General features: G+C 74.2%; 17 protein-coding genes. 7 read left to right on the top strand and 10 right to left on the bottom strand.

Going from position 1 to position 24,245, the window contains the following annotated elements; translation table 11 throughout:
* Nucleotides 1-110 precede the first annotated feature (110 nt).
* Nucleotides 111-1,691 carry a PucR family transcriptional regulator gene (locus D581_RS0121920; protein WP_032752882.1) on the bottom strand — a complete coding sequence of 527 codons (1,581 nt, stop codon included), beginning with the start codon at nt 1,689-1,691 and terminating at the stop codon, nt 111-113.
* A gap of 190 nt (nt 1,692-1,881) precedes the next feature.
* On the opposite strand from D581_RS0121920, the gene speB reads away from it, so the two are divergent.
* Entirely contained in the window at nt 1,882-2,868 is a 987-nt protein-coding gene (gene speB, locus D581_RS0121915) for an agmatinase (protein WP_018959347.1), read from the top strand.
* On the top strand, nt 2,865-4,553 hold the full coding sequence (locus D581_RS0121910; RefSeq protein ID WP_018959346.1) for a thiamine pyrophosphate-binding protein: 1,689 nt from the start codon (nt 2,865-2,867) through the stop codon (nt 4,551-4,553). The genes speB and D581_RS0121910 overlap by 4 nt, the downstream gene beginning before the upstream one ends.
* 157 nt (nt 4,554-4,710) lie before the next feature.
* Here D581_RS0121910 and D581_RS0121905 read toward each other — a convergent pair whose 3' ends face one another.
* Nucleotides 4,711-5,076, bottom strand: a complete 366-nt coding sequence (locus D581_RS0121905; protein WP_018959345.1) for a hypothetical protein — start codon at nt 5,074-5,076, stop codon at nt 4,711-4,713.
* Between the two features lie 328 nt (nt 5,077-5,404).
* Here D581_RS0121905 and D581_RS0121900 point away from each other — a divergent pair, with 328 nt between their 5' ends.
* The 3 genes from D581_RS0121900 (at nt 5,405) to D581_RS0121890 (ending at nt 11,451) form a co-directional block, all read left to right on the top strand.
* A complete protein-coding gene (locus D581_RS0121900; protein ID WP_026290773.1) occupies nt 5,405-9,184 on the top strand; it encodes an ABC transporter ATP-binding protein in 3,780 nt (1,259 codons plus the stop codon).
* A gap of 265 nt (nt 9,185-9,449) precedes the next feature.
* Nucleotides 9,450-9,815 carry a hypothetical protein gene (locus D581_RS0121895; protein WP_018959343.1) on the top strand — a complete coding sequence of 122 codons (366 nt, stop codon included), beginning with the start codon at nt 9,450-9,452 and terminating at the stop codon, nt 9,813-9,815.
* 151 nt (nt 9,816-9,966) lie between these two features.
* Nucleotides 9,967-11,451 (top strand): S28 family serine protease, encoded by a 1,485-nt coding sequence (locus D581_RS0121890; RefSeq protein WP_018959342.1) that lies wholly within the window; start codon nt 9,967-9,969, stop codon nt 11,449-11,451.
* 199 nt (nt 11,452-11,650) lie between these two features.
* On the opposite strand, the gene D581_RS0121885 is transcribed toward D581_RS0121890, so the two are convergent.
* From D581_RS0121885 to D581_RS0121850, 8 genes are all read right to left on the bottom strand, one after another.
* On the bottom strand, nt 11,651-13,486 hold the full coding sequence (locus D581_RS0121885; RefSeq protein WP_018959341.1) for a glycoside hydrolase family 3 protein: 1,836 nt from the start codon (nt 13,484-13,486) through the stop codon (nt 11,651-11,653).
* A 309-nt stretch (nt 13,487-13,795) separates the two neighbouring features.
* Nucleotides 13,796-14,584 (bottom strand): sugar phosphate isomerase/epimerase family protein, encoded by a 789-nt coding sequence (locus D581_RS0121880; RefSeq protein ID WP_018959340.1) that lies wholly within the window; start codon nt 14,582-14,584, stop codon nt 13,796-13,798.
* Nucleotides 14,585-14,678: 94 nt separating this feature from the next.
* On the bottom strand, nt 14,679-15,320 hold the full coding sequence (locus tag D581_RS0121875; protein WP_018959339.1) for a GAF domain-containing protein: 642 nt from the start codon (nt 15,318-15,320) through the stop codon (nt 14,679-14,681).
* On the bottom strand, nt 15,304-16,188 hold the full coding sequence (locus D581_RS0121870; RefSeq protein ID WP_018959338.1) for a S8 family peptidase: 885 nt from the start codon (nt 16,186-16,188) through the stop codon (nt 15,304-15,306). The genes D581_RS0121875 and D581_RS0121870 overlap by 17 nt, the downstream gene beginning before the upstream one ends.
* A 135-nt stretch (nt 16,189-16,323) precedes the next feature.
* Complete coding sequence (locus D581_RS0121865) at nt 16,324-19,842, bottom strand: adenylate/guanylate cyclase domain-containing protein (RefSeq protein WP_018959337.1); 3,519 nt, start codon at nt 19,840-19,842, stop codon at nt 16,324-16,326.
* Nucleotides 19,843-20,080: 238 nt separating this feature from the next.
* Nucleotides 20,081-20,299: an aroma-sacti cluster domain-containing protein gene (locus tag D581_RS0121860; protein ID WP_018959336.1), complete on the bottom strand. Its 219-nt coding sequence runs from the start codon at nt 20,297-20,299 to the stop codon at nt 20,081-20,083.
* The gene (locus D581_RS0121855; protein WP_018959335.1) at nt 20,296-21,051 is read right to left on the bottom strand and encodes an iron-containing redox enzyme family protein; all 756 of its coding nucleotides are present in this window, start codon (nt 21,049-21,051) and stop codon (nt 20,296-20,298) included. Before D581_RS0121855 ends, D581_RS0121860 begins: the two co-directional genes overlap by 4 nt.
* A gap of 28 nt (nt 21,052-21,079) precedes the next feature.
* Nucleotides 21,080-22,204, bottom strand: coding sequence for a radical SAM family protein (locus D581_RS0121850; RefSeq protein ID WP_018959334.1), 1,125 nt, complete (start codon nt 22,202-22,204; stop codon nt 21,080-21,082).
* A 322-nt stretch (nt 22,205-22,526) separates the two neighbouring features.
* Here D581_RS0121850 and D581_RS1000000141680 point away from each other — a divergent pair, with 322 nt between their 5' ends.
* Together D581_RS1000000141680 and D581_RS0121840 are read left to right on the top strand one after the other, a co-directional pair.
* Nucleotides 22,527-22,682 carry a hypothetical protein gene (locus D581_RS1000000141680; protein ID WP_199787826.1) on the top strand — a complete coding sequence of 52 codons (156 nt, stop codon included), beginning with the start codon at nt 22,527-22,529 and terminating at the stop codon, nt 22,680-22,682.
* A 123-nt stretch (nt 22,683-22,805) separates the two neighbouring features.
* A complete protein-coding gene (locus D581_RS0121840) occupies nt 22,806-24,239 on the top strand; it encodes an MFS transporter (protein ID WP_018959332.1) in 1,434 nt (477 codons plus the stop codon).
* Nucleotides 24,240-24,245 lie beyond the last annotated feature (6 nt).

The raw sequence follows: 24,245 nt of genomic DNA, 5'->3' as shown, positions 1-24,245 counted from the left end.
TTTTGTGCCCGGGGTGCCCGGGGTGCCTGGGGTGCCCGGGGTGCCTGTGGTGCCTGTGGTGCCTGTGGTGCTCGGGGTGTTCGGGGTGTTCGGTGGGCCCGGGCCGGTGGTCATGTCTGCCGCAGCGCGAACCACAACTCCGTCCGTACGTCCATGTCGTCCAGGTCCGCGCCCAGCAACTCCCCGCACCGCCCGACGCGTTGGCGGACGGTGTTGCGGTGGACGCCCAGGGCCACCGCCGTACGGTCCCAACTGCCGTGGAGGGAGAGCCAGCAGCGCAGGGTGTCGGCCAGCGGCGCGGTGAGCGGGGCGAGGAGAGCGCGGGCGTGGGTGGCCGCCTGTTCGGGCGGTACCAGCGCGGCGAGGCCGCTCGTGGGGGCGTCCACCGTCAACGGGGCACGGGTCGCCCGCGCGTGGGCCAGGGCGCGGGCCGCCAGGGTGTCGGCGGCGGCGAGAGCGGTGACGGGGGTGGGCGCGGACGCGCCGAGCGTCCAGCCGGGCCTCGGGGTGAGCCGGGCGGAACGGGGTGATGGGTCCGTCCCCGCAGGACCGTCGGTCAGCGGCTCCCCGCCCTCTGCCGAGCCTGCCTCGCCGCCGCCCGGGCCCAGCAGCAGCCGGACCGCCTCGCCCGCTCCGCGTCCCGCGTCGACCAGGGCCGTGCCCAGCGACGCGCCCAGGGCCTCGGCCGTCAGGGCGTCCGCCGGGGTGCCATCCGTGCGCAGGGCGTGGATCACCGTCCAGGGGCCGGTGGAGCCGAGGAGCGGCGCCACCTCGGCGGGGGAGGCCCCCAGGAGCATGCGGACCAGCGCCGCCGAACGGCCCGCCGCGTCCGCGCCCTGGTGGGGGGCGGCCAGGAGGGAGAGGAGGACCACCGCGATGCCCGCCACCGTGTGGTCGCCGGACTCCCGTCGCCGGGTCGCCAGCGCCAGGACCAGCCCCTCGCCGCCGCCCAGCGCGTACGCGGACAGGTGGGTGCCGCCGTGGGTGTCGGTGGCCGAGGAGGGGGAGCCGGGGCGTTCGCGGGCGACCACCCGGGCCAGCCGGGTCAGGGCCCCCGCCGCCTCCGGGGTCGGGCGGCGGCCCGCCGCGTGGACCTCCTCGCCCCGCGCCGTCAGCAGGGCCGCCCGGCCGCCGAGCCGCGTCGCGAGCTGGTGCAGGACCGCCGGTACGGGGTCGGGGCGGGCCGCAGCCGCCGCCAGCGCCTGCTGGGCGCGGGCCACCCGGCGCAGCTCGCGGTGGCGCGCCTCGGCCATCAGCCGCCATACCGCCCGCGCGATCGCGGTGAACGGGGTCTCCGGAGGCACCTCCAGCAGCGGCAGGCCCTTCCGCTCGCACGCCTCGATCAGGGCCCGGGGCACCGTCTCGTGCACCGGCCGCACCCCGAAACCCAGCGCCGCCGCCCCCGCCTCCACCAGCCGGCCGACGTAGTGGTCCGGGTCCGTCAGCAGCACGCCCGCGCTCAGCAGCAGTTCGCCGCCGAGCAGATACGGATACGGATCGGCCATCTCCGAGGTGTGCACCCAGAGCAGATCGGCGTCGGCCGGGCCGGCGATCCGGCGCAGGCCCAGCTCCTCGCGCGCCAGGAGCTCGGCCAGCGGGACGGGCGGGGTCGGCGGGCCGGGCGGCGGAGTCGCCTGCGGGGTGCCCGCGGAAGGGTTCGGCGTGTTCGGCGTGTTCGGCGTGTTCGGCATGTTCGGCATGTTCGGCGTGTTCGGGGTGTTCGGCATGGATGGTTCATCCATTCAGTGCGTCGCGAATGGAGGAAACGTACACTTCAGAGTTGGCTTTCGGTCACCTACCGTCTTCCGGGGGTCTGGGCCGGACGGGCTGGGAGGCCCGCACACTCGACACCGTACGAACCCGAAGGAAAGGCACACCCCCATGAGCAGCACCGAGTCGCCGCGCGGCCCCATCGACTCCTCCCGCGTCCCGCGGTACGCCGGGCCCGCGACGTTCGCCCGGCTGCCCCGGCTCGACGAGGTAGGCCGTACCGACGTCGCCGTGGTCGGCGTGCCCTTCGACACCGGGGTCTCCTACCGGCCCGGCGCCCGCTTCGGCGGCAACGCCATCCGTGAGGCCTCCCGGCTGCTGCGCCCGTACAACCCGGCGCAGGACGCCTCCCCGTTCGCCCTCGCGCAGGTCGCCGACGCCGGGGACATCGCGGCGAACCCGTTCGACATCAACGAGGCCGTCGAGACCATCGAGGGCGCGGCCGACGACCTCCTGGGCACCGGCGCACGCCTGATGACCCTGGGCGGCGACCACACCATCGCCCTGCCCCTCCTGCGCTCCGTCGCCAAGAAGCACGGGCCCGTGGCCCTGCTCCACTTCGACGCGCACCTGGACACCTGGGACACCTACTTCGGGGCCGAGTACACCCACGGCACCCCGTTCCGCCGGGCCGTCGAGGAGGGCATCCTCGACACCTCCGCCCTCTCCCACGTCGGCACCCGCGGCCCGCTGTACGGCAAGCAGGACCTGACCGACGACGAGAAGATGGGCTTCGGCATCGTCACCTCCGCCGACGTCATGCGACGCGGCGTCGACGAGATCGCCGACCAGCTGCGCCAGCGCATCGGCGACCGTCCGCTCTACATCTCCATCGACATCGACGTCCTGGACCCGGCGCACGCCCCCGGCACCGGCACCCCCGAGGCCGGCGGCCTCACCTCCCGCGAGCTGCTGGAGATCCTGCGCGGGCTCTCCTCCTGCCACCTGGTCTCCGCCGACCTGGTCGAGGTCGCGCCCGCGTACGACCACGCCGAGATCACCTCCGTGGCCGCCTCGCACGCCGCGTACGAGCTGACGACGATCATGTCCCGCCAGATCGCGGCGGAGAAGGAGACGAAGGAGGGCGCGGCCAAGTGAGCCACGACCACGACGACCGGCCGCGGCTCACCGCCGCCCAGGCCGCCGCCGTCCTGAACCCGCCGGCCGGGCGCAACGGCGGCGACCTCGTCGTCGAGTCCCTCCAGGGGCTCGGCGCGACCACCGTCTTCGGGCTGCCCGGCCAGCACGCGCTCGGCATGTTCGACGCGTTGCGCCGCTCCTCCCTCTCGTACGTCGGACTCCGCGTCGAGAACAACGCGGGCTTCGCCGCCGACGCGTACGGCCGGATCACGGGGGAGGTGGCGCCGCTGCTCCTGTCCACCGGTCCCGGGGCGCTGACCTCGCTCGCCGCGCTCCAGGAGGCGGCCGCCGCCTCCGCGCCCGTCCTCGCGATCTCCAGCCAGATCCCCACGGCGGGGCTCGGCGGCGGGCGGCACGGCTATCTCCACGAGCTGCGCGACCAGCAGGCATCCGTCCGCGACATCGTGAAGTCCGTCCACACCGTGCGGTCCGCCTCGCAGATCCCCTCCGCCATCGCCGCCGCCTGGGAGTCCGCGCTGACCGCCCCCCACGGGCCGGTCTGGGTGGAGATCCCGCAGGACGTGCTGCTCGCCGAGACGGCGCTTCCGGTCGTCAGCGCCATGGACGCCACCCCGCGCGAGCTCTACCCGCGCCCCGAGCTGACGATCGCCGCCGCCCACCTGCTGTCGAACGCCGAACGCCCGGTGATCATCGCGGGCGGCGGAGTCGTACGTTCCGACGCCTCCGGCAAGCTCCTCGCGCTGGCCGAGAAGATCGACGCGCCGGTCGTGACGACCTTCGGCGGCAAGGGCGCGTTCCCCTGGGAGCACCCGCTGTCGCTGCGCTCCTGGCTGGAGGACCGGCACACCACCGACTTCCTGGAGGACGCGGACGTCCTCCTCGTCGTCGGCTCGGGGCTCGGCGAACTCTCCTCGAACTACCACACCTTCCGCCCGCGCGGCCGGGTGATCCAGATCGAGGCGGACGCCGGGAAGCTGGAGTCCAACCACCCCGCGCTCGGCATCCACTCCGACGCCCGCGAGGCCCTGGCCGACCTCCTGGAGGCCGTCGAGCCCCGCGAGGACGCGGGCGCCGCGGAGCGCGTGGCCACGGTGCTGGAGAAGGTACGGGTCCGGATCGACGCCCAGGAACTGACCCTGGAGCAGCAGGTCCTCGCCGCCGTCCGCGAGGCGCTGCCCGACACCGCGCCCAGCTTCTGGGACATGACGATCCTGGCGTACTGGGCCTGGTCCGCGTTCGACGCCCGCCGCCCCAACACCATGCACTCCGCCCAGGGCGCGGGCGGCCTCGGCTACGGCTTCCCGGCGGCCATCGGCGCGGCCGTCGCCGACCCGACGAAGCCCGTGCTCGCGGTCTCCGGCGACGGCGGCGCGATGTACTCCATCGCGGAGCTGGCCACCGCCCGCCAGTACGACCTGCCGCTCACCTGGCTGATCGTCGACGACGGCGGCTACGGCATCCTGCGCGAGTACATGACGGACGCCTTCGGCGAGGGCACCGCCACGGCCACCGAGCTCTCCCGCCCGGACTTCGTCGCGCTCGCCGAGTCCTTCGGCGTACCGGCCGTCGTGACGACACCGGAGTCCCTTGCCGCCGACCTCGGCAAGGCGCTGGCGGCCCCGGGCCCGTCCGTCGTCGTGCTCCCGGCCCTGCTGCGGATGTTCGAGCCGACGCACCTGTAGGCCGTACGGGCAGGCGGTACGGGCGGGCCGTACGCGTAGGCCGCATGCGTATGCGTATGCGTAGGCGGTACGCGTAGCCGTAAGCGCAGCCCCGTACGCGTACGGGGCGCGGTGGGCCGGTCCCGGCCGGGGGTGACCCCGGCCGGGACCGACCCGCTCACAGCTCCGCGAGCGCCTTCTCGATCGCGGCCTCCTGCACCTGGACGCCCTCCTGGAACCGGGCCCGCTCCGCCGGGTCCCGGATCTCCCCGGGCAGCTCCCGGCGCAGTGGCAGAAGGTCCGGCACCTGCCGGAACACCACCGCGGCGGCGGGCCCCTCGCCCCGGTTGGCGGCGGCGGCCAGATACCGGCCCGCCTGCCACAGGTGCACGGTGAGGTGCTTGCGCGGTTCGGTGGACACCTGCCGCCGCGTCCCGGGCCTCCCCAGGGAGTGGTGCGTGCCCACGCCGAGGCGCTCCAGCGCGGCGAGCGCCGCGTAGAGCTGTCCGCAGCGGTAAGCCTCGTTGAGCCGGTCGGTCGCCATGGTTCCTGCCCCCTTCGGCGGCCCTTCCGACGGCCTTCCGACGAGGAGGCCGCCCATGCCGCTGCGAATGACTACCCGCCCGGCCGTGGCTCCGAACCGGTCCCAGGACCCGGGCCGGGGGCCCCGGCCCGGGTCCTGGGACCCCGTACCGGACGCCCCCGACCATCGGCCCCGTTCGCCGCCCCCTTTGTTGCGGCGGGATGAAATCCGCAGCCCCGGGCGTTGGTGCCTTCCGGTAGACCAGGTAGGCCAGGTGGAACACGTGGAACAGCTGGATCAGCTGGATCAGCGGACAGGCCGAGGAGAAGGCCGCGACGGGAGGCAACGCGTGACGGGCGCAGAGCAACAGGGGTGGGGCCGGCGGCTGACCGGGTACGCATGGCGGTACCGGCGCAACGTCGTGCTCGCTCTTGGCTCGTCGCTCGCCGGAATGGCCGTCATGGCCCTCGTCCCGCTCATCACCAAGGTGATCATCGACGACGTGGTCACCGACCACACCCGCTCCCTCGCCGTCTGGACCGGACTGCTCATCGGCGCGGCCGTCCTCGTCTACATAGCCACCTACATCCGCAGGTACTACGGCGGCCGGCTCGCCCTGGACGTCCAGCACGACCTGCGTACGGACATGTACACGACGATCACCCGGCTCGACGGGAAACGCCAGGACGAGCTGTCCACCGGGCAGGTCGTCGGCCGGGCCACCAGCGACCTCCAGCTGATCCAGGGGCTGCTGTTCATGCTCCCGATGACCATCGGGAACGTGCTGCTCTTCCTCATCTCCCTGGTGATCATGGCGTGGCTCTCGCTGCCCCTGACCCTCGTCGCCCTCGCCGTCGCCCCCGCCCTCTGGTTCATCGCCCGCCGCTCCCGCACCCGCCTCTTCCCCGCCACCTGGTACGCCCAGAGCCAGGCCGCCGCCGTCGCCGGAGTCGTCGACGGGGCCGTCTCCGGGGTCCGGGTCGTCAAGGGCTTCGGCCAGGAGGACCAGGAGACCGGCAAGCTCCGCGAGGTCGGACGCCGGCTGTTCGCCGGGCGGCTGCGCACCATCCGGCTGAACTCCCGCTACACCCCCGCCCTCCAGGCGGTGCCCGCGCTCGGCCAGGTCGCCATGCTCGCCCTCGGCGGCTGGCTGGCCACCCGGGGCGAGATCACCCTCGGCACGTTCGTCGCCTTCTCCACCTACCTCGCCCAGCTCGTCGGCCCCGTCCGGATGCTCGCCATGGTCCTCACCGTCGGCCAGCAGGCCCGCGCCGGTGTGGAGCGCGTCCTGGAACTCATCGACACCGAGCCCTCCATGCAGGACGGTACGAAGGAGCTGCCCGCCGACGCCCCGGCCGGCATCGAGTTCGACGACGTCCGCTTCGGCTATGCTCCGCTTCGCTCCGCCTCCGCTACAGACACGGACCTTGGAAGCGGAGCCTCCGAGCGGCCCGTCCTCGACGGGTTCTCGCTCACCGTCGAACCCGGCGAGACCGTCGCCGTCGTCGGCGCGTCCGGCAGCGGCAAGTCCACCGTCTCGCTCCTGCTGCCCCGCTTCTACGACGTCTCCCACGGGGCCGTCCTCATCGGTGGCCACGACGTCCGCGAGCTGACCCAGGCGTCCCTGCGCTCCGCCATCGGGCTCGTCCCCGAGGACAGCTTCCTGTTCTCCGACACCATCCGCGCCAACATCGCCTACGGCCTCCCCGACGCCACCCAGGAGCAGATCGAACAGGCCGCCCGCGCCGCCCAGGCCGACCGGTTCATCGCCGACCTGCCGAAGGGGTACGACACCACCGTCGGCGAACACGGGCTCACCCTCTCCGGAGGCCAGCGCCAGCGCGTCGCCCTCGCCCGCGCCATCCTCACCGACCCCCGGCTCCTCCTCCTCGACGACGCGACCTCCGCCGTCGACGCCCGCGTCGAGCACGAGATCCACGAGGCCCTCAAGCAGGTGATGGCGGGCCGTACGACGCTCCTCATCGCCCACCGCCGCTCCACCCTCCAGCTCGCCGACCGCATCGCCGTCCTGGACGGCGGGAAGCTCGCCGCGATCGGCACCCACGAGGAGCTGGAGCGCACCTCCGCGCTCTACCGCCGCCTCCTCACCGACCCCGACGAGCTGGGCGGCACCTCGCCCGGCCACCGGCCGCCGCTCCCGGAGGCCGGCCCCGAGAACGACCGCGCGCTCCAGGAGGAGCTGGACGCCGAGTTCGACGCGGAGCGCGGCATTACCCCCGCGCTCTGGATCCGCGAGGAGGAGGAGCGGGACACCACCGTCGCCGGCATGCCCGCGACGCCCGAGCTGCTCGCCCAGGTCGAGGCCCTGCCGCCCGCCACCGACACCCCCGAGGTCGACGAGACCGCCGCCGTGCGGGCGGAGGACTCCTACGGGCTGCGCCGGCTGCTGCGCGGCTTCGGCGCGGTCCTGCTGATCAGCCTCGGGCTCGTCGCCGTCGACGCGGGCATGGGCCTGCTGCTGCCGGTCCTGATCCGGCACGGCATCGACGAGGGCGTCTCCCAGCTCTCCACCGGCGCGGTGTGGGCGGCGTCCGCGATCGCGCTCGTCGTCGTGCTCGTCCAATGGGTCGCGCAGACCGGCGAGATCCGGATGACCGGCCGGACCGGCGAGCGGATCCTCTACGCGCTCCGCCTGAAGATCTTCGCCCAGCTCCAGCGGCTCGGCCTCGACTACTACGAGCGGGAGCTGACCGGTCGGATCATGACCCGGATGACGACGGACGTGGACGCGCTCGCCACGTTCCTCCAGACCGGGCTCGTCACCGCGTTCGTCTCCGTCGTCACCTTCTTCGGCATCATGGCCGCCCTGCTCGTCCTGGACGTTCAGCTCGCCCTGGTCGTCTTCGCCACCCTGCCCGTGCTGATCATCGGCACCGTCTTCTTCCGGCGCAGCAGCGTCAAGGCGTACGAGCTGGCCCGGACCCGCATCAGCGCCGTCAACGCCGACCTCCAGGAGTCCGTCTCCGGCCTCCGGATCGTCCAGGCCTTCGGCCGCGAGCACGACGGGGCCGTCCGCTTCGCCGAGCACAGCGACTACTACCGCCAGGCCCGGGTACGCGGCCAATGGCTGATCTCCGTCTACTTCCCGTTCGTCCAGCTGCTGGCCTCGATCGCCGCCGCCGCCGTGATCATCGTCGGAGCGGGCCGGGTCGACAACGGCACGCTGACCGTCGGCGCCCTGGTCGCCTACCTCCTCTACATCGAACTGTTCTTCGCTCCCGTCCAGCAGCTCTCCCAGGTCTTCGACGGCTACCAGCAGGCGACCGTCTCCCTGGGCCGCATCCAGGAGCTGCTGCGCGAGCCCACCTCGACCGCCGACCCGGACGAGCCGCTCGACGTGCTCTCGCTGCGCGGCGAGATCGCGTTCGAGGACGTCTCGTTCGCGTACGGCTCCGACGAGGAGGCCCTGACCGGTGTCGACCTGCGTATTCCGGCCGGCCAGACGGTGGCGTTCGTCGGGGAGACGGGGGCCGGGAAGTCGACCCTCGTCAAGCTCGTCGCCCGGTACTACGACCCCACGGGCGGCCGGGTCACCGCCGACGGAGCCGATCTGCGCACCCTCGACATGACCGCCTACCGGCACCGCCTGGGCGTCGTCCCGCAGGAGGCGTACCTCTTCGCCGGCACGGTCCGCGACGCGATCGCCTACGGGCTGCCCGACGCCACCGACGCCCGGGTGGAGGCCGCCGCCCGCGCGGTCGGCGCGCACGAGATGATCGCCACGCTGGAGGACGGCTACCTCCACGAGGTCGCCGAGCGCGGCCGCAACCTCTCCGCCGGGCAGCGCCAGCTCATCGCGCTGGCCCGCGCCGAACTCGTCGACCCGGACATCCTGCTCCTGGACGAGGCCACCGCCGCCCTGGACCTCGCCACCGAGGCCCTGGTGAACCAGGCCACCGACCGCCTCGCCGGCCGCCGCACCACGCTGGTGGTGGCCCACCGGCTGACCACCGCCGCCCGCGCCGACCGGGTCGTGGTCATGGACCACGGGCGCGTCGTCGAGGACGGCACGCACGACGAACTGCTCGCCCGGGGCGGGCGGTACGCCCGGCTGTGGCGCACCTTCATCGGCGAGGGCATAGGGGAGGACGAGCCGGCGGGCGTCTGAACGGCCACCGGGTCCGCCGGGTCCGCCGGGGCCGTCGGGGCCGTCGGGTCCATAGGGTCCGGCGGTGCAACCTCCCACGCGTCTGCTGCGTCGTAGCCAGGGACGCACAGGTGCGTACAGACGTCAGGTGGGGGCGAATGTGTTCGGCAGAGCTGCGGAGCCGGTGAGACCCATGAGGCCGACAGGATCGCCGGGACCAGCGGGATGGCCAGGACCGGCAGGATCGCCGGGACCAGCGGGATCGCAGGGACCGGCGGGACGGCCCTTGCTGGTCCGCTTCCTCGTCCTGCTTCTGCTCGCCGGACTCGTCCCCCTGCTCGGCGCCCCCGGCGTCGCGCGGGCCGCCTCCGGCTGCTCCGGCCGCCCCGCGAAGACCGTCGAGTTCTCCACGGGAGAACTACGCGTCTACAAGAGCCGCGCGCAGGCGTGCGCGGTGACCGTCGCCAAGAAGCCCGGCAAGCGGCGGACGATGAGCGTCACGCTCCAGGCGCGCGGCGGCCGCGCCGTCACCGACAAGGGCAAGTACACGAAGATGGCCGGCCCGGTCACGGTCAACGCGCTCAACCGCTGCGTACGGGCCACCGGCGCGATCGGCAGGAAATCCGCCTCCACCGGATGGATTCTCTGCTGACCTTTCCGCCGACTCCTCCCCTTCTCCGCCCTCTCCTCCCTCTCCTCCCCTTCTCGGCCGACTTCTCCACTGACACGGACAACCAGGTCTGGCGTGGCGTGTGTTGCCCCGATAAGTTCACGGCGACTGTCGTGAATCAAGGGGAGCGTGCATGCGCAAGTCACTCACAGGGGTTCTCTCGCTCGCCGTGCTCATAGGCACGGTCGGAGCCACGGGGGCCTCGGCCGGTGCGGCCACCGCCGCGGAGCCGGCCGCGCAGCGGAGCAGCGGCGCCGCCCAGGGCGGCGAAGCGAGCAACGAGGACATCAAGGACCGCATCCTGGCCATCCCGGGCATGAGCCTGATCGAGGAGAAGCCCTACGCGGGCTACCGCTACTTCGTCCTCAACTACACCCAGCCGGTCGACCACCGGCGGCCGTCCAAGGGCACGTTCCAGCAGCGCCTGACGCTGCTGCACAAGGACGTGAGCCGCCCGACGGTCTTCTTCACCAGCGGCTACAACGTCTCCACGAACCCCAGCCGCAGCGAGCCGACGCAGATCATCGACGGCAACCAGGTCTCGCTGGAGTACCGCTACTTCACCCCGTCCCGGCCGGCCCCCGCCGACTGGTCGAAGCTGGACATCTGGCAGGCCGCCAGCGACCAGCACCGGGTGTTCACGGCGCTGAAGAAGATCTACGACAAGAAGTGGCTGGCCACCGGTGGGTCCAAGGGCGGCATGACCGCCACGTACTTCGAGCGCTTCTACCCGAAGGACATGGACGGCGTCGTCGCCTACGTCGCGCCCAACGACATCAACGACAAGGAGGACTCGGCGTACGACCGGTTCTTCGCCGAGGTCGGTACCGAGGAGTGCCGCGACAAGCTGGCGGGCGTGCAGCGCGAGGCGCTGATCCGCCGGGCCCCGCTCCAGAAGAAGTACAAGGAGCTGGCCGCCGCCAACGGCTGGACCTTCAACACCGTCGGCTCCCTCGACCGCGCCTACGAGGCCACGGTCATGGACTACACGTTCGCGTTCTGGCAGTACAGCCTGCTCGCCGACTGCGTGGACATCCCGGCTGACGCCAAGAAGGCCACCGACGAGGACATCTGGAACTCCGTCGACGCCATCGCCGGCTTCTCCGGCTACATCGACCAGGGCCTGGAGACGTACACCCCGTACTACTACCAGGCGGGCACCCAGCTCGGGTCGCCGGACATCAAGCAGCCCTGGCTCGGCAACCTGAGCCGCTACGGCTACCAGCCCCCGCGCAACTTCGTGCCCCGCTCCATCCCGATGAAGTTCGACCGGGGCGCGATGCGGGACGTCGACCGCTGGGTCAAGCGCAACGCCCGGCAGATGATGTACGTCAACGGCGAGAACGACCCGTGGAGCGCGGAGCCGTTCCGTCTCGGACGCGGTGCGAAGGACAGCTACGTCTACACCGTCCCCGGCGGCAACCACGGCGCGAAGGTCTCCGGTCTCGTCGCCGACGAGAAGGCGAAGGCCACCGCCGCGATCCTGCGCTGGGCGGGCGTCGCCCCCGCGGCCGTCGAGGCGGACCCGGCCAAGGCGAAGCCGCTGGCGAAGTTCGACAAGAAGCTGGACAAGCGCAACGGCGAGATCGAGCGCGACGAGGCCACGCTGCGCCCGTAGCGGCGGCCGTAGCGGCGGCCGTAGCGGCGGCCCACGTGCGGTTCTCGGCGCCGTCGTCCCCAGGGGCTGCGTCCTTCGGTCACTCTCCCGGTGACCGGCGGGCGCAGCCCCGTACACCCGGCGCGGGCCACGCCAGGTGTACGGGGCGCGGTGCCGTCCGGTCGCCGTAGGGCTGGGGCGGCCTCGCGGACGAAAGGCCCTAGTACGACAGCCCGTGGCCCACCGGATACAGCACCCGCGTCGGGTCGTCCGCGCGCTGCACCGGGACCGGGAGGGTGCCCTCCGGATCGGCGTGGCCCGCGATCACCCGGGCGGCGGCGCGCAGTTCGACGTCGGTCCAGGAGTACGCGGCGAGGCTCGCGGCGACTCCGGTCCCGGTGAGGTGGGCGACGTCGTAGGGGTTGCGGACCGCGACGGTGACCACCGGGACGCCGGTCGCCACGAGGGCCGTGACCAGGGTGCGCTGCGAGCTGGTCGCCGTGACGTTGTACGTCGCCACGACCACCGCGTCCCTGCCCTCGGCGGCGGCGACCGCTTCGGCGATCTTCGCCTGGTTCGGAGCCGTACCGGTGGACAACGCCGTCGCGGCGAAGCCCAGTTCGCCGAAGGCGTCGCGCAGGGTGCTGGTCGGCGGGCCCGTGGTCCCGGAGGGGGAGGCCGGATCGGCCCCCACCACCAGCAGGTCGCGGTGGCTGCGGCGGGAGAGCGGCAGCAGGGCGCCAGGATCGGCGAGCAGGGTCGTCGTGCGCTCGGCGATCCGGTCGGCGGCGGCCCGGTGGGCGCGGCTCCCGACCGTGCGCTCGACGCCCCGCCGACTGACGAACGGGTCGCGGAACAGACCCAGTCGGCTCTTCAGCCGCAGGATCCGCAGGATCGATTCATCGACTCTCGCCTCGCTGATCTCGCCGCCCCGTACCGCCTCCAGCACGGCGTTCCAGGCGACGGAGAGGTTCGGCGGGTTCAGCAGCTGGTCCACGCCCGCCAGCAGCGCGAGGACCGGCACGCGGTCGTCGCCGTATTTCGTGCGCACCCCCTCCATGCCGAGCGAGTCGGTGACCACCACCCCGTCGTAGCCCAGCTCCTCGCGGAGGATGCCGGTGAGGATCGGCCGGGAGAGCGTGGCCGGGTCCTCGGACGGGTCGAGTGCGGGGACCACGATGTGCGCGGTCATGATCGAGTCGATACGGGCCCGGATCGCCGCGCGGAACGGCGGGGCGTCCAGCTCCTCCCACTGGGCGCGGGTGTGGTTGATGACGGGCAGCCCGGTGTGGCTGTCGGTGCTGGTGTCCCCGTGACCGGGGAAGTGCTTGGCGGTCGACGCGATGCCCGCGCCCTGGTAGCCCTTCACCTGCTCGGCGACCAGGGCGGCGACCGCGGTGGGGTCGGAGCCGAAGGACCGTACGCCGATGACCGGGTTGGCCGGGTTGACGTTGACGTCGGCGTTCGGCGCGTAGTTCTGGTTGACGCCGAGCGCGGCCAGTTCGGCGCCCGCGATCCAGGCCGCCCGGCGGGTGTCGGAGCGTGAGCCGCCCGCGCCGAGCGCCATCGCGCCGGGCAGGAGGGTGGCGGGTTCGCCGACCCGGCAGACGATGCCGTGTTCCTGGTCGGTGGAGACGAGCAGCGGCAGCCGGGAGCGCTCGGCGAGCGCGGCGCGCTGGAGGCCGTTGGAGAGGTCGGCGATCTGGAGGGGGTCGCGGGTGTTGTGCGCCCAGGTGAAGTAGATGATGCCGCCGACGTGGTACGTGGAGATCAACTCGGCGGCCGTACGGACCCCGATCTCCTTGAGGTTCGCGTCGATGTCGGCCTGGTCGGGGTCGGTGGCGGAGTGCCCGTAGACCCGCGTCACGAAGAGCTGGCCGACCTTCTCCTCCAGGCTCATCCCGGCGATGATCCGTCGCAGCCGGCGGTCGGTGGAGGCGTTCGTGGTGGGCGCGGACGCGGCGGAGGGGGTGGCGGCGAGGGCGCCGGTGGCCGCCGCCGCCGTGGCGGCAGCGGTGGCGGTGAGGAGGGTGCGTCTTGAGGTGCGGTGGGGCACGTGAGCTCCTTCCCGGGGTGAAAGAAACTTCCAAGTGAGTACGCTTATATGGAAAATAACTTCCGGTCAAGGGGCCCGGCCGCCCACGTCACGACCCGCACGCGAACGGCGGGGCGGGAGCGGGCGGGCCGGAAGCAGGGGCGCGCCGCCCCGCACGGACACGGAGCGCACGGGCGTACACCGCCCGCGCGCACGCGAAAGCGCGGGGTGCGCCGCTCCGTGTCGGCCCCCGCGCCCTCGTACCGCCCCGCCGCTGCTGCCCTGCCGCTGCCGCCCTGCGGCTGCCGCTTTGGCTCTGCCGCTTTGCCTCTACTGCTTGGGCGCTCCGAGCCGCAGCAGGTACTCGCGCCCCGCGCCCAGCAGCCCCGGCAGCTCCGCCGCCTCCGGGTGCCAGCGCTTCTCGTACTCCCAGCACACCCACGTGTCCGGATCGAGCCCGTCCAGGCAGACCGCCAGCGGAACCACCCCGGAGCCCAGCGCCACCGGGGTGAGGTCGTCCGCCGACGCGACGTCCTTCACCTGGACGTAGCCCAGGTGCGGGGCGAGCACCGCCTGACTGGCGGCCGGCTCCTCACCGGCGAGCCAGGTGTGCAGCACGTCCCAGATCGCGCCGACCCGGGGGTGCCCGACCGCGGCGACGATCCGGGCGACGTCGAGGCCCGCCCGGTGCGAGTCATGGGTCTCCAGCAGGATGCTCACACCCATGTCGGCGGCGGCCGGCGCCGCCGCACCGAGCCGCCGGGCAGCCGTCGCGTCGGCCTCCGCCTGCTCCTGGTCGCCGCCGCCCGGGAAGACCCGGACGTAGGACGCGCCCAGGTCCCGGGCGAGCTTCACCAGCTCGGACAGCTCCGCCAGGACCGGCTCGTCGTCCCCCTCGGCAGCCGCCTTCACATAACCGGCGAGGGCCAGGATCTCCACCCCGCCGGCCTTGAACGCCTCGACCACATCGGCCCGTTCCAGCGACGAGAGCCCCAGGTGCACCGGCTCCTCGGGGTGGACGCGCAGCTCCACCCCGCCGTAGCCGTTCCCGGCGGCGAGCCGGACGACCTCGGATACCGGCGTTCCCGGCACTCCGAGGGTGGAGAATGCGAGCTTCATCGTTCGGGTCCCTTTCCTTGTGCCGACGCCCCGCTCCTGCCCGCCGGGCCGGTGGCTACTCCCGTCCGGACGACGGGTGCGGCCGCCGGCCTCCTCAGCCGACGCCCCGCAGCAGTCGCTCCAGGCTACCCAGCAGTTTCAGCGCGTCCTCGCGCCGCGCACCCTCCAGCAGGCCCGCGCCGGACGCCGCGCGCTGCTCGGCCTCCCGCACCCGCTCCGGGGTGACCACCCGCAGCGCCGCGGCGGCCTGCCGGGCGAACATCGCGAGCAGGTCCAGCTCCCGGAGGCCCGACCTGGCCTGCGGGGACGGGTCCAGCACCTCCAGTACGCCGAGGATCCGGGAGTCGCTGATGAGCGGGGCCGCCATCAGGGCGTTCGGCACGTACGCGGTCGACTCGGCCAGCGAGCGGTCGAAGGACGCATCGGCGCTCAGGTCGTCCACCACCATCGGCTCGCCGGAGGTCGCCACCCATCCGGCGATCCCGCGGCCGGCCGGGAAGCGGCGGCCCACGAGGAACTCCTCGCCCTGCCCGGACACGGCCTGGAAGACCAGCTCGTCCGCCTCCTCGTCGAGCAGGAAGACCGAGCTGGCCTCGGCCCCGAAGATGGCGCGGGCCACGTCGACCACCGACTGGAGCAACTCGCGGCGCGGCGCGTCGGCGGTCCGGGCGTCGGCGTCGGCGACCGGGGCGGCGGTGGGGGAGAGGGAGGGAGCGGGATCAGTTCTCGGAGTCATCACGGATATCTCCTGCCGCAGTGGAAGGACGCGGCGTGTGGCGCACATTGGCCGCGGACAGATAGAGGGCGTTCTTGAGCTGGAAGGCCGTCATCCGCGGATGCGCGGACAGGACGCGGGCGCAGAGCCCGGCGACGTACGGCGTGGCGAAGCTGTTCCCCGTGGTGCGGATCGTCCGGCCGCCCAGCCACGGCACGGTCACGTTCTGGCCGGGGCCGAAGAACTCCACCGGGGGCTCCGGGTTGTACAGGTGCAGTTCGGGGTCGTCCTCCTGGTGGCTGCCCACCGAGATGACGGACGCGAACCGCCAGGGGAAACTCTCCACCGGGGTGTTGTGGGCCGAGGCGACGATCACCGTACGGGCGAAGTAGGCGCTGTCGGCCAGGCTGTGCAGCTCCTGCGCGAACCGTGTGCGGGTCGTCGACAGGCTGAGGTTGACCACGTCGAAGCCCTGCTCCACCGCCCAGCGCAGCCCGGCCATCAGGACGTCGCCGGTGCCGGAGAACCGCTCCCCGAGCACCCGCACGCTGTGGATCTCGCACTCCGGGGCGGTCCGGCGGACGATGCCCGCGCACGCGGTGCCGTGCCCGCAGGTGTCCCCGGTGGTCGTCGGCTCGACCGTGATCTCCCCGCTCTCCGCGTCCTTGACGACCACCCAGGAACCGGCCAGCGGGCCGATCAGCGGATGGTCCCGCTCCACGCCCGAATCCACCACGCACACGCGTACCCCGTGCCCGGTGGCAGGCCCGGCGGGGCGGCCGAGCGGCGGCCCGGGGTCCGCCAGCACCGGTACGTCCTCCGGGCCACGGCCGCGCAGACTCCAGGTCAGCCCCAGCCCCGGGGCCCCGCGCGCTCCCGGGGCCGTCACCGGCTGTCGGGTCTCCGTTCGCGGGCGTTCCGGTTCCGTTCCCGGCTGTCGCGTTTCCGTTTGTGGTCGTTCCGGTTCCGTCCCCGGCTGTTCCGCCTCCGCCCGTGGCCGTTCCGGTTCCGTGGTCGTCATCGGTCAGCTCCTCTCCCTCGTCGTGGCCAGGGGCCGGGGCGGGTGCGCGAGGAAGCCGGAGACCCGGCGCGTCCCCGGCAGATGCCCCTTGCCCGTGAAGTGCGCCCCGGCCGACCGGGCCGAGGCCACGGCCTCCGGCCACCGGCCCAGGGCGGCGAGCGCCTGCGCCCGGTCCAGCTCGGCGGTCGCCTGCACCAGCGGGGAGTCCGTGAGCAGCGAGGCCCTGACCGCCCGGTCCGCGTGCTCCGCCGCCTCCTCCGGGCGGTCCCGCACGGTCAGCCGGGCCCGCAGCCCCGCCAGGTCCACCGCGTCCGCACGGCTCAGCCCCGACGTGTCGCCGAAGCCCGCCAGCCGGGCGGCCGCCGGCACCTCCCGGCCCGCGTCCAGCTCCAGGCGGGCCGCGTCCAGCGCCACCGCCGTCCGCATCCCGGCCGCCCCCGCACGCCGGGCCGCCGCGTCCGCCCGGGCCAGCAGGCCCAGGGCCTCCGTGCCGTTGCCGAGCAGCCCCTCCACCGTCGCCCGGAACACCGGGAGGAAGACCTCCGCCTCGGCGAACCCCAGCTTCCCGGCCAGCCGTTCCGCCTCGGCCAGGCAGCGGTACGCCTCGTCGGCCCGCTCCTGGAGCGCGTACAGCACCGCCAGCGGGCAGTTGAGGGTGACCCGGACCGTGGGCCGGCCCGCCCCGTGCGCGGAGAGCAGCGACCGGCAGCGGACCACCGCGGCGGGCACCGGAACCGGACCCCGCCACAGGGAGACGCCGATCGCGCCGAGCGCCCCGGCCCGCTCCGGCTCCGCACCGGCCAGCACCGCGTGCTCCAGGGCGCGCGCCTGGTCCCGCTCCGCCTCCTCGTGCCGCCCGGACCGCTGGAACTGCTGGGCGAGCCGCAGATGGGCCCGGGCCCGGCCCGCCGAGTCCCCGGCCGCCTCGAACACCGGCAGCACGGCCCGGGCCACGGCGGCGGGGCCGGCACCCGGGCCGCCCGGATCCAGCACCGCGAGCGCGAGGCGGGCATGCGCGGCCTCCACCGGGTCGGCCCCCGAGTCCCTTACGAGGCGCAGCAGTTCGGCTCCCTCACCGGTTCGGCCGAGCGCCACCCGTACCTCGCCGAGCCGCCGTGTCGCCGCCGGGTCCCCGGGGCACAGGTCCACCGCCCGCTCCAGCAGACCGTGCGCCCAGTGCAGATCGGACCGGGCGGCGGCCTGCGCCCCGGCCCGGCCCAGCGCGGCGGCGGCCCGCTCGCGCAGCCGCCGGGCCGGATCGTCCAGCAGACCCAGCTCCGCCCGGTAGCGGTAGGCGCGCTCCAGATGGCCGCCGACCGCGCCGTCGCCGCTCCGCAGCACGCTGGGCAGCTCAGCGGCCCAGGCATGGCGCTCGGCCTTGGCCCGCTTGGACAGCGAGGCGTACGCGACCTCGTGCACCAGTCCGCTGCTGAACCGGTACGGCGCCGACTCCCGGGCCCCCGGGGCCCCCGACTCCACCAGCCGGCGCCGGCCCAGCGCCGCCAACGCCTCCTCGACGCGCCGCCGGTGCTCCGGAGCAGCCCCGGCGGCGCCGGTCGCCCCGGCGAGCTGCCCGGCGTCGTGGCCCTCCCCGGCCCGTACGGACAGTTCCAGCCGAACCAGCTCCGGCGCGGTGAACTCCCGGCCGATCACCGCGGCCAGGTCCACCACCCCGCGCTCCGCCCGGGCCAGGGCCCCGATGCGCGCGCCCAGCAGGGCCTGGAGCGTGGGCGGCAGATCCTCCTCGGCGGCCGGTTCCCCCGGGCGGGCGGCGACCGCCGGGTCCGCCCGGTCGCCGACCAACAGCTGTTCCAGGTAGAGCGGATTGCCCCCGGCCCGCGCCAGGAGCCGGTCGTCCACCGGGGCCGTCCCGGCGTCCGGCCCCGCGAGGCCGGCGGCGAGCCGCGCCGCCTCCTCGGGCGGCAGGCCGGTGAGCTGGAGGCGTCCCGCACCGACGGAGGACGACTCGTCCCCCTCGGCTCCCTCGGCTCCCTCGTCCGGTCCGCACGGCCCGTCCGAACCCTCCGCACTGTCCGAACCATCCACACTGTCCGAATCGTCCGGCCCGTCGGGCCGCCCGGCGCAGAGCACCAATACCCCCGCGCACCCCGAGCCGTCGGTCAGTCGGCGCACCGTGCGGACCAGCAAGGGGGCCGCAGCGTGCCAGTCGTCCAGCACGAGGACGACCGGGCGGGTCCGGGCGGCCCGCTCCAGAGCCGCCGTCAGGGCCGCGCACATGTCCTCGAAGGGCGCGTTCGGCGTGCCGTCGCGCAGCAGGCCCCCGGACAGCAGGGCCATCGCGTCGTCGACCGCGAGACCGCCGGCCGCGTCCTTCCCGTCGACCGCGAGACCGCCGACCGCGTCCTTCCCGTCGTCCACGGGACCGGGCAACCGACCGGACGCCGACTCGGGCTCGGAGCCGGACGCGGCCCCGGAATCGGGCACCGGCCCGGGCTCGGAGCCGGATGCCGCCCCGGCATCGGACACCTGCCCGGGATCAGCCTCCGGCCCGGCGCCGGGCTGCCCGGGACCCGCCCCGGACGTGGGCCTGGACCCCGCCGCCACCAGTGTGCGCACCGCGTCGGCCAGCGGGGCGAGGGTGCCGTGGTCCCCGTAACTGCGGCACCGCCCCGCGCAGTACGTGAGTGAGCCGGACGCCGACCGCTGCGCCAGCCACTCCCGTACCAGCCGGGTCTTGCCGATGCCCGCCTCCCCGGTGACCCGCAGCAGCCCGGCCCCGCCGCCCCGGACGGCCCGCTCCAGAGCGGCGTCCAGCGCCCGCTGTTCGGCGTCGCGGCCGACGAAGGGGACGTCGAAGCGGCGTAGCAGCTCGGGGTCGTCCGCGCCCAGAGCCAGCAGCCGGTGGGCCTCCACGCTGTCCCGTTTGCCCTTCAGCCGCAGCGGCCCGGTGGGTTCGGCCCGCACGGTCGGGCCGGCGGCGAGCAGGGTTTCCGGACCGATCAGGATCTCGCCGGGGCCCGCGTTCTGCTCCAGCCGGGCGGCGATGTTGACGGTCTCCCCGGAGACCAGCGCCTGCCGGGCGGTCGTGTCCGAACCCGCCACCACCTGACCGGTGTTGACACCGACCCGGGTGGTCAGCTCGATGCCCAGGGTGGCGCCCAGCTCCTCGTTCAGCCGGGCCAGCGCCCGGCGCATCCCGAGCGCCGCCGCCAGCGCCCGGCGGGCGTCGTCGTCACGGACCACCGGTACGCCGAACACCGCCATCACCGCGTCCCCGATGAACTTCTCCGGGGTGCCGCCCCGCGCCACGATCTCCGCGCTCATCGCCTCGAAGTACCGCAGGGTCACCGCGCGCAGCGTCTCCGGGTCGAGCACCCCCGACAGCGCGGTCGACCCGACGAGATCGCAGAACAGCACGGTCACCGGCTTGCGTTCGTCACCGGGCGGTGCGGCGGGGGCCGGTCCGGTCCCGGCGGCCCCGGTGGTCGCGCACGGCGTCCCGCAGGACGAACAGAACCGGGCCGTCGGCGGCAGATCCTGCTGGCACGAGGAGCAGTTCATGGCGGGTCCTTCTCTCCCGGGGGCCGTGCGGTCGGGGGCCGAGCGGTCGGAGTGCCGTGCGGTCAGGGGCGGCGGGCGGTCGCACCGGGCGCTCGCGCCCCGGCGGGTACGGACCCGACGGCGGTGCACCCGCCGCCGGGCCCGCAACGGTGATCGGTCACCGCCCGCCAGGTCAGGACGCCCGCCAGGTCAGGACGCCCGCCGGTCAGGACAGGCGCCTGTCAGAACAGGGCACTGGTCAGAACAGGGCCCCGCCGGCGATCTCGCCGTGTGCCTGGACCTCCGGCCCCACGGCGTCCAGCCGGCCCTTGACGTCCAGCAGCACCGCCAGTTCCTCCGGCGTCAGCCCGCACAGCACCTCGCGCTGCTCCTCGGTGAGCAGATCCACGGGGAAGCCCGCCTCGTACAACGCGGCGGGCAGCTCGTGCCGTCCGCGGTTCTCGGGTGGTCCGGTCATGGTGTGACTCCCATCGGTGGGACGAGTCCGGCCCCCCGCAGCGACGGCGCCGGTGCGGAGCGCCCGAGCCGGACGAACAGCTGGGTGAGCGCGTCGAGGGAGTGCAGTGCGCTGACCGCCACGGCCGCTTCCGGCCCCCGGTCGAGCGGCAGCCGGTCCAGCAGCGCGTACAGCTCGTCCAGGTGCTCCGTGTCGATCACCGAGTGTTCCCGTACGGTCCGCAGCGCGGCGGCGGGCAGCCCGGTCAGCCGGGCGATGCGGGCGGTGAGGCCGGCGGCGGGGGCGTAGCCCTCCAGTACGGCGATGTAGCCGAGCAGGGCGACCGGGTGATGGTGCTCGATCCAGTAGTACTGGGACCCGACGAGCGCGGCGACCAGGGGAGAGGGCAGCGGACCGAGCGCGTCCTCGGGCGTGCCGCCCGCCGCCCGGAGGTCCTCCAGCAGCCAGGCGTCATGGCCCTCCTCCTCCCGGATGTGCTCCTCCAGGTACGCGGCGAGCGGCGCTGCCAGCGGATCGCCGGACGCGGCCAGGGAGCGGGCGCGGTCGAGAGCCAGCTCCATCAGCGGGACCGAGGCGCGGATGACGGCGTGCATCGTGCACAGATACGTCCGGTAGCGCGGCAACAGCCCCTCGGCACGCCACATGTGGTGCGTGGCGTCCCGGAACTCCGGCTCCAGCAGGAGGAGTTTGACCCGCAGCCGCGCGGAGGCCCCCGCGCGCCCGAGCCGCGTACCGTCGGTCGCCGTGCTCATCGGACATCCCGCCCGTCGGTCGTGGTGCTCATCGGACGTCCTGCCTGTCGGTCTCCGGCTGCGGAGGCCCGCCCGTGACGACCAGGGGCGCGTACGCCGCGCAGCCGTGACGGCGCACGACGCCCTGCGCGCCCTCCCGGGAGCCGCGCACCGCGGCCGTCAGGTCCAGCAGCGCCCCGGCCGCCCCGCCAGCCACGGCGAGGGCCCCGGCCGCCGCCGCCTCGTCGCCGCCCAGTGCCCGGCAGCCGTCGCAGTAGGAGCCCGTCCCGGGGCCGGAGCCGTACCGGGCGGCCAGATGCGTGGGCCCGACCGTGCGGAGCATCCGCAGCACCGGCGACTCCAGCGCCCGGCCGCGTACGGTCGCCCAGTCGTCGACGCCGATGTGCCCCAGGTCCAGATGGGCCGGGACGGGCCGCCGGTCGACGGTGTCCTGGTTGCAGCAGGCCAGCACCCGCCCGTCGAAGGCGACCACCGGCCAGGCGGCCATCGAGCACGGTGACGCCGCCGCCGGGTCGGGGCCGGTGCGGGCGGGCCTGGCCCAGGAGGCGGCCCGGCCGAACGGCCGCACCTCGTTGACCAGACAGGGGACCCGGCCGCCGAACTCCCGCCCCACCGCCCGGGTGATGTCGGCCAGATACGGGTCGGACGCGCCGGTCCCGGTGAGGTGGAAGCTCACCGCCACGCCCTCGTCCCGGATCCGGTGCAGGGCGCGGAACACGTCGGCGCGCGGGACCTCGCGCTCGTGGTGGACGTCGAGGGAGGCCGAGAAGTGGTCGACGGAGCGGATCGCGCGCAGGATCGCGGGAGGAATCGCAGCACCTCTACGGCCCCGCCGGCTCCCGGACCGGGCGAAGAACATGCCGCTGAGCAGCGCGGTACGGGACCCGGCGCGGCGCGCCAGTGTGCTCAGCCGTTCGGCGAGGGCGGGCAGCAGCAGCGGTTCCCCGCCGGTGAGCATGACGACATCGGGCCGGTCCTGCGCGCTGAACGAGCCGACGAAGCGCTCCAGTTGACCGCCGTCCGGCTCTTCCCGGGTGAACAGGTCCGACCCGGTCGAGCAGTGTGCGCAGCTCAGCGGGCAGCGCCGGGTGAGGCCGAGGAGCAGACCGGCGGCCGGGAAGGGCCGCCGTGCGACGAGTTCGGCGAGTTGCATGCGGGCCGCCTCCTTCGGGGCCGGGGCGCGTCGGGCGCGTACCCAGGCTGCGCGCCACCGGTTCGGGGACGGTCCGGCGGTGCTTCGGCGGCGGTATGGGCCCAGCTCGGGGCGGGTGCCGGGCCCGCCGCCGAGGCCCGGGGGCGGGGCTCCGTACGCCGTCAACTGGCCCGATACCAGGGCCATACCGCCGCCGAAGCGATCGCCAGGCCCGGCTCCCTAACTTTCTCGGCAACGGCAGGCACCGGCCGGCCGCACCGGAAACCGAGGGGCGACCCCCGACGGAACCCGGCCCCGCTGTGACGAGTGGATGGAGACCACCATGTCCGAGAACACCAAGCCCGCAGCCGGTGACGCCGAGGAGACCCCCGAGGTCGAGGCGCACTCCGTCCTGGACCTCCAGGAGACGGCCAACAACCACGACATCATCCAGCCTCCCGGCAACTGCGTCAGCACCATCAGCCTCGTCCTGGGCTGATCGCACGGACCACCCGGTCGTAGCGCCGCAGTCGCGGCGCCGGCCGAAGCCGGGGCGGCCTCCGCGCACCACGGAGGCCGCCCCGTCCCGCGCGTCCGACGGCCACTGACGACAGGAGCCCCGATGGCTGAGCCGCTCCGTTCCAACCGGGATTTCCGGCTGCTCTGGCTGAGCGGCCTCTTCGCCGCTCTGGGCGGCCAGATGAGCGCCATCGCGCTGCCCCTGCTGATCCTCAAGGAGACCGGCTCCGCCGTGCAGGCCGGCGCCGTGGGAACCGTGGCCGTCTGCGCCGTGCTGATCACGATGCTGCCGGGCGGGGTCATGGCCGACCGGGTCGAACGCCGCCGTCTGATGCGGCTGTGCGACGCGGGCAGCCTGGCGGCCGTCACGGCCCTGGCCGTCGCCGTGTGGAACGGGCACGCCCCGATGGTCCTCGTCCTGCTGGTCGCGACCTCCGGCGCCGTACTGAACAGCTTCTACGCCCCCGCCGCGTTCGGCCTGATGCGCGCGGTCGTGCCGCCGGACCAGATGGGCACGGCGACCGCCCGGCTCCAGGCGCGCACCTCCACGGCCCGGCTGGTCGGCCCGCTCGTCGGCGGCGCGCTGTTCGGCGTGCACCAGGCCCTGCCCTTCACCGCCCAGTTCCTCGGCCTGTTCCTCTCGACCGTCTGTGTGGCGCTCGTGCGGACCCGCTCGGAGGCCAGGACCAGGGCGGGTTCGGTGTTCAGCCGCCGGGAACTCACCGCAGGGCTCTCCTTCCTGTGGGAACTCCCCTACTTGCGGACGGTGTTGCTCGTCTTCGGGCTGGGCATGAACTTCTCCTTCGGCGCCCTCACCTTCACGGCGCTCGCCGTCTTCTCCGACAGCGGGCGCTCCGGCCTCGGCGGCGGCTTCGTCATCACCTGCGTCTCGGCGGGCGCCCTCGCCGGCGCCCTGATCGCGCCCCGGTTCGCGGCGGAGCGCCATGTCCGGACGCTCATCGTCCTCACCTGCTGGAGCTGCGTGGGGACGGCCGCCGTGCTGGCCTGGCTCAGCAGCCCGCTGGTGGCCGGACTGCTCTGCGCGCTCTGCATGGGCCTCTCGACGGTCGCCAGCATCGGCTTCCTCTCGACCCTGCTGGTCGTCACCCCCGAGGACCGGATCGGGCGGGTGCAGAGCGCCGCGGGCTTCCTCTCCTCGATCGTCCAGCCGTTCGGACCGCTCGTCGGCGGCTTCCTGCTGACCACGCTGGGCGGCAGCGCCGCCTTCGTCGTGATCGGCTGCGTCCTGGCCGTCTCGGCGGCCGTCGTGACGCGCGCCCCCTCCGTCCGCGCCGGGGCGGGCACGTCCCGGGAGAAGCCGGAGGCGGCGGCCGGGGAGCCGGGGAGGGCCGGGACACCTGAGCCGCCGGAGAAGACGTCGACGCCACAGACGCCACAGACGCCACAGACGCCGCCGACGTCCGACCAGCCGGACCGCCCGCAACCGGCCGCAACCGTCTCCACCCGCCCGGCGACCGCCCCGGAGCGGACCACGGCCGGGTCGGCCCCCGACGCCGCGGGTCCCGGCGCACCCTGAGGAGGA

Source organism: Streptomyces sp. CNB091, from assembly GCF_000377965.1.
Note: the sequence above shows the minus strand (reverse complement) of the source record. Positions and strands in the feature narration are given on the sequence as shown.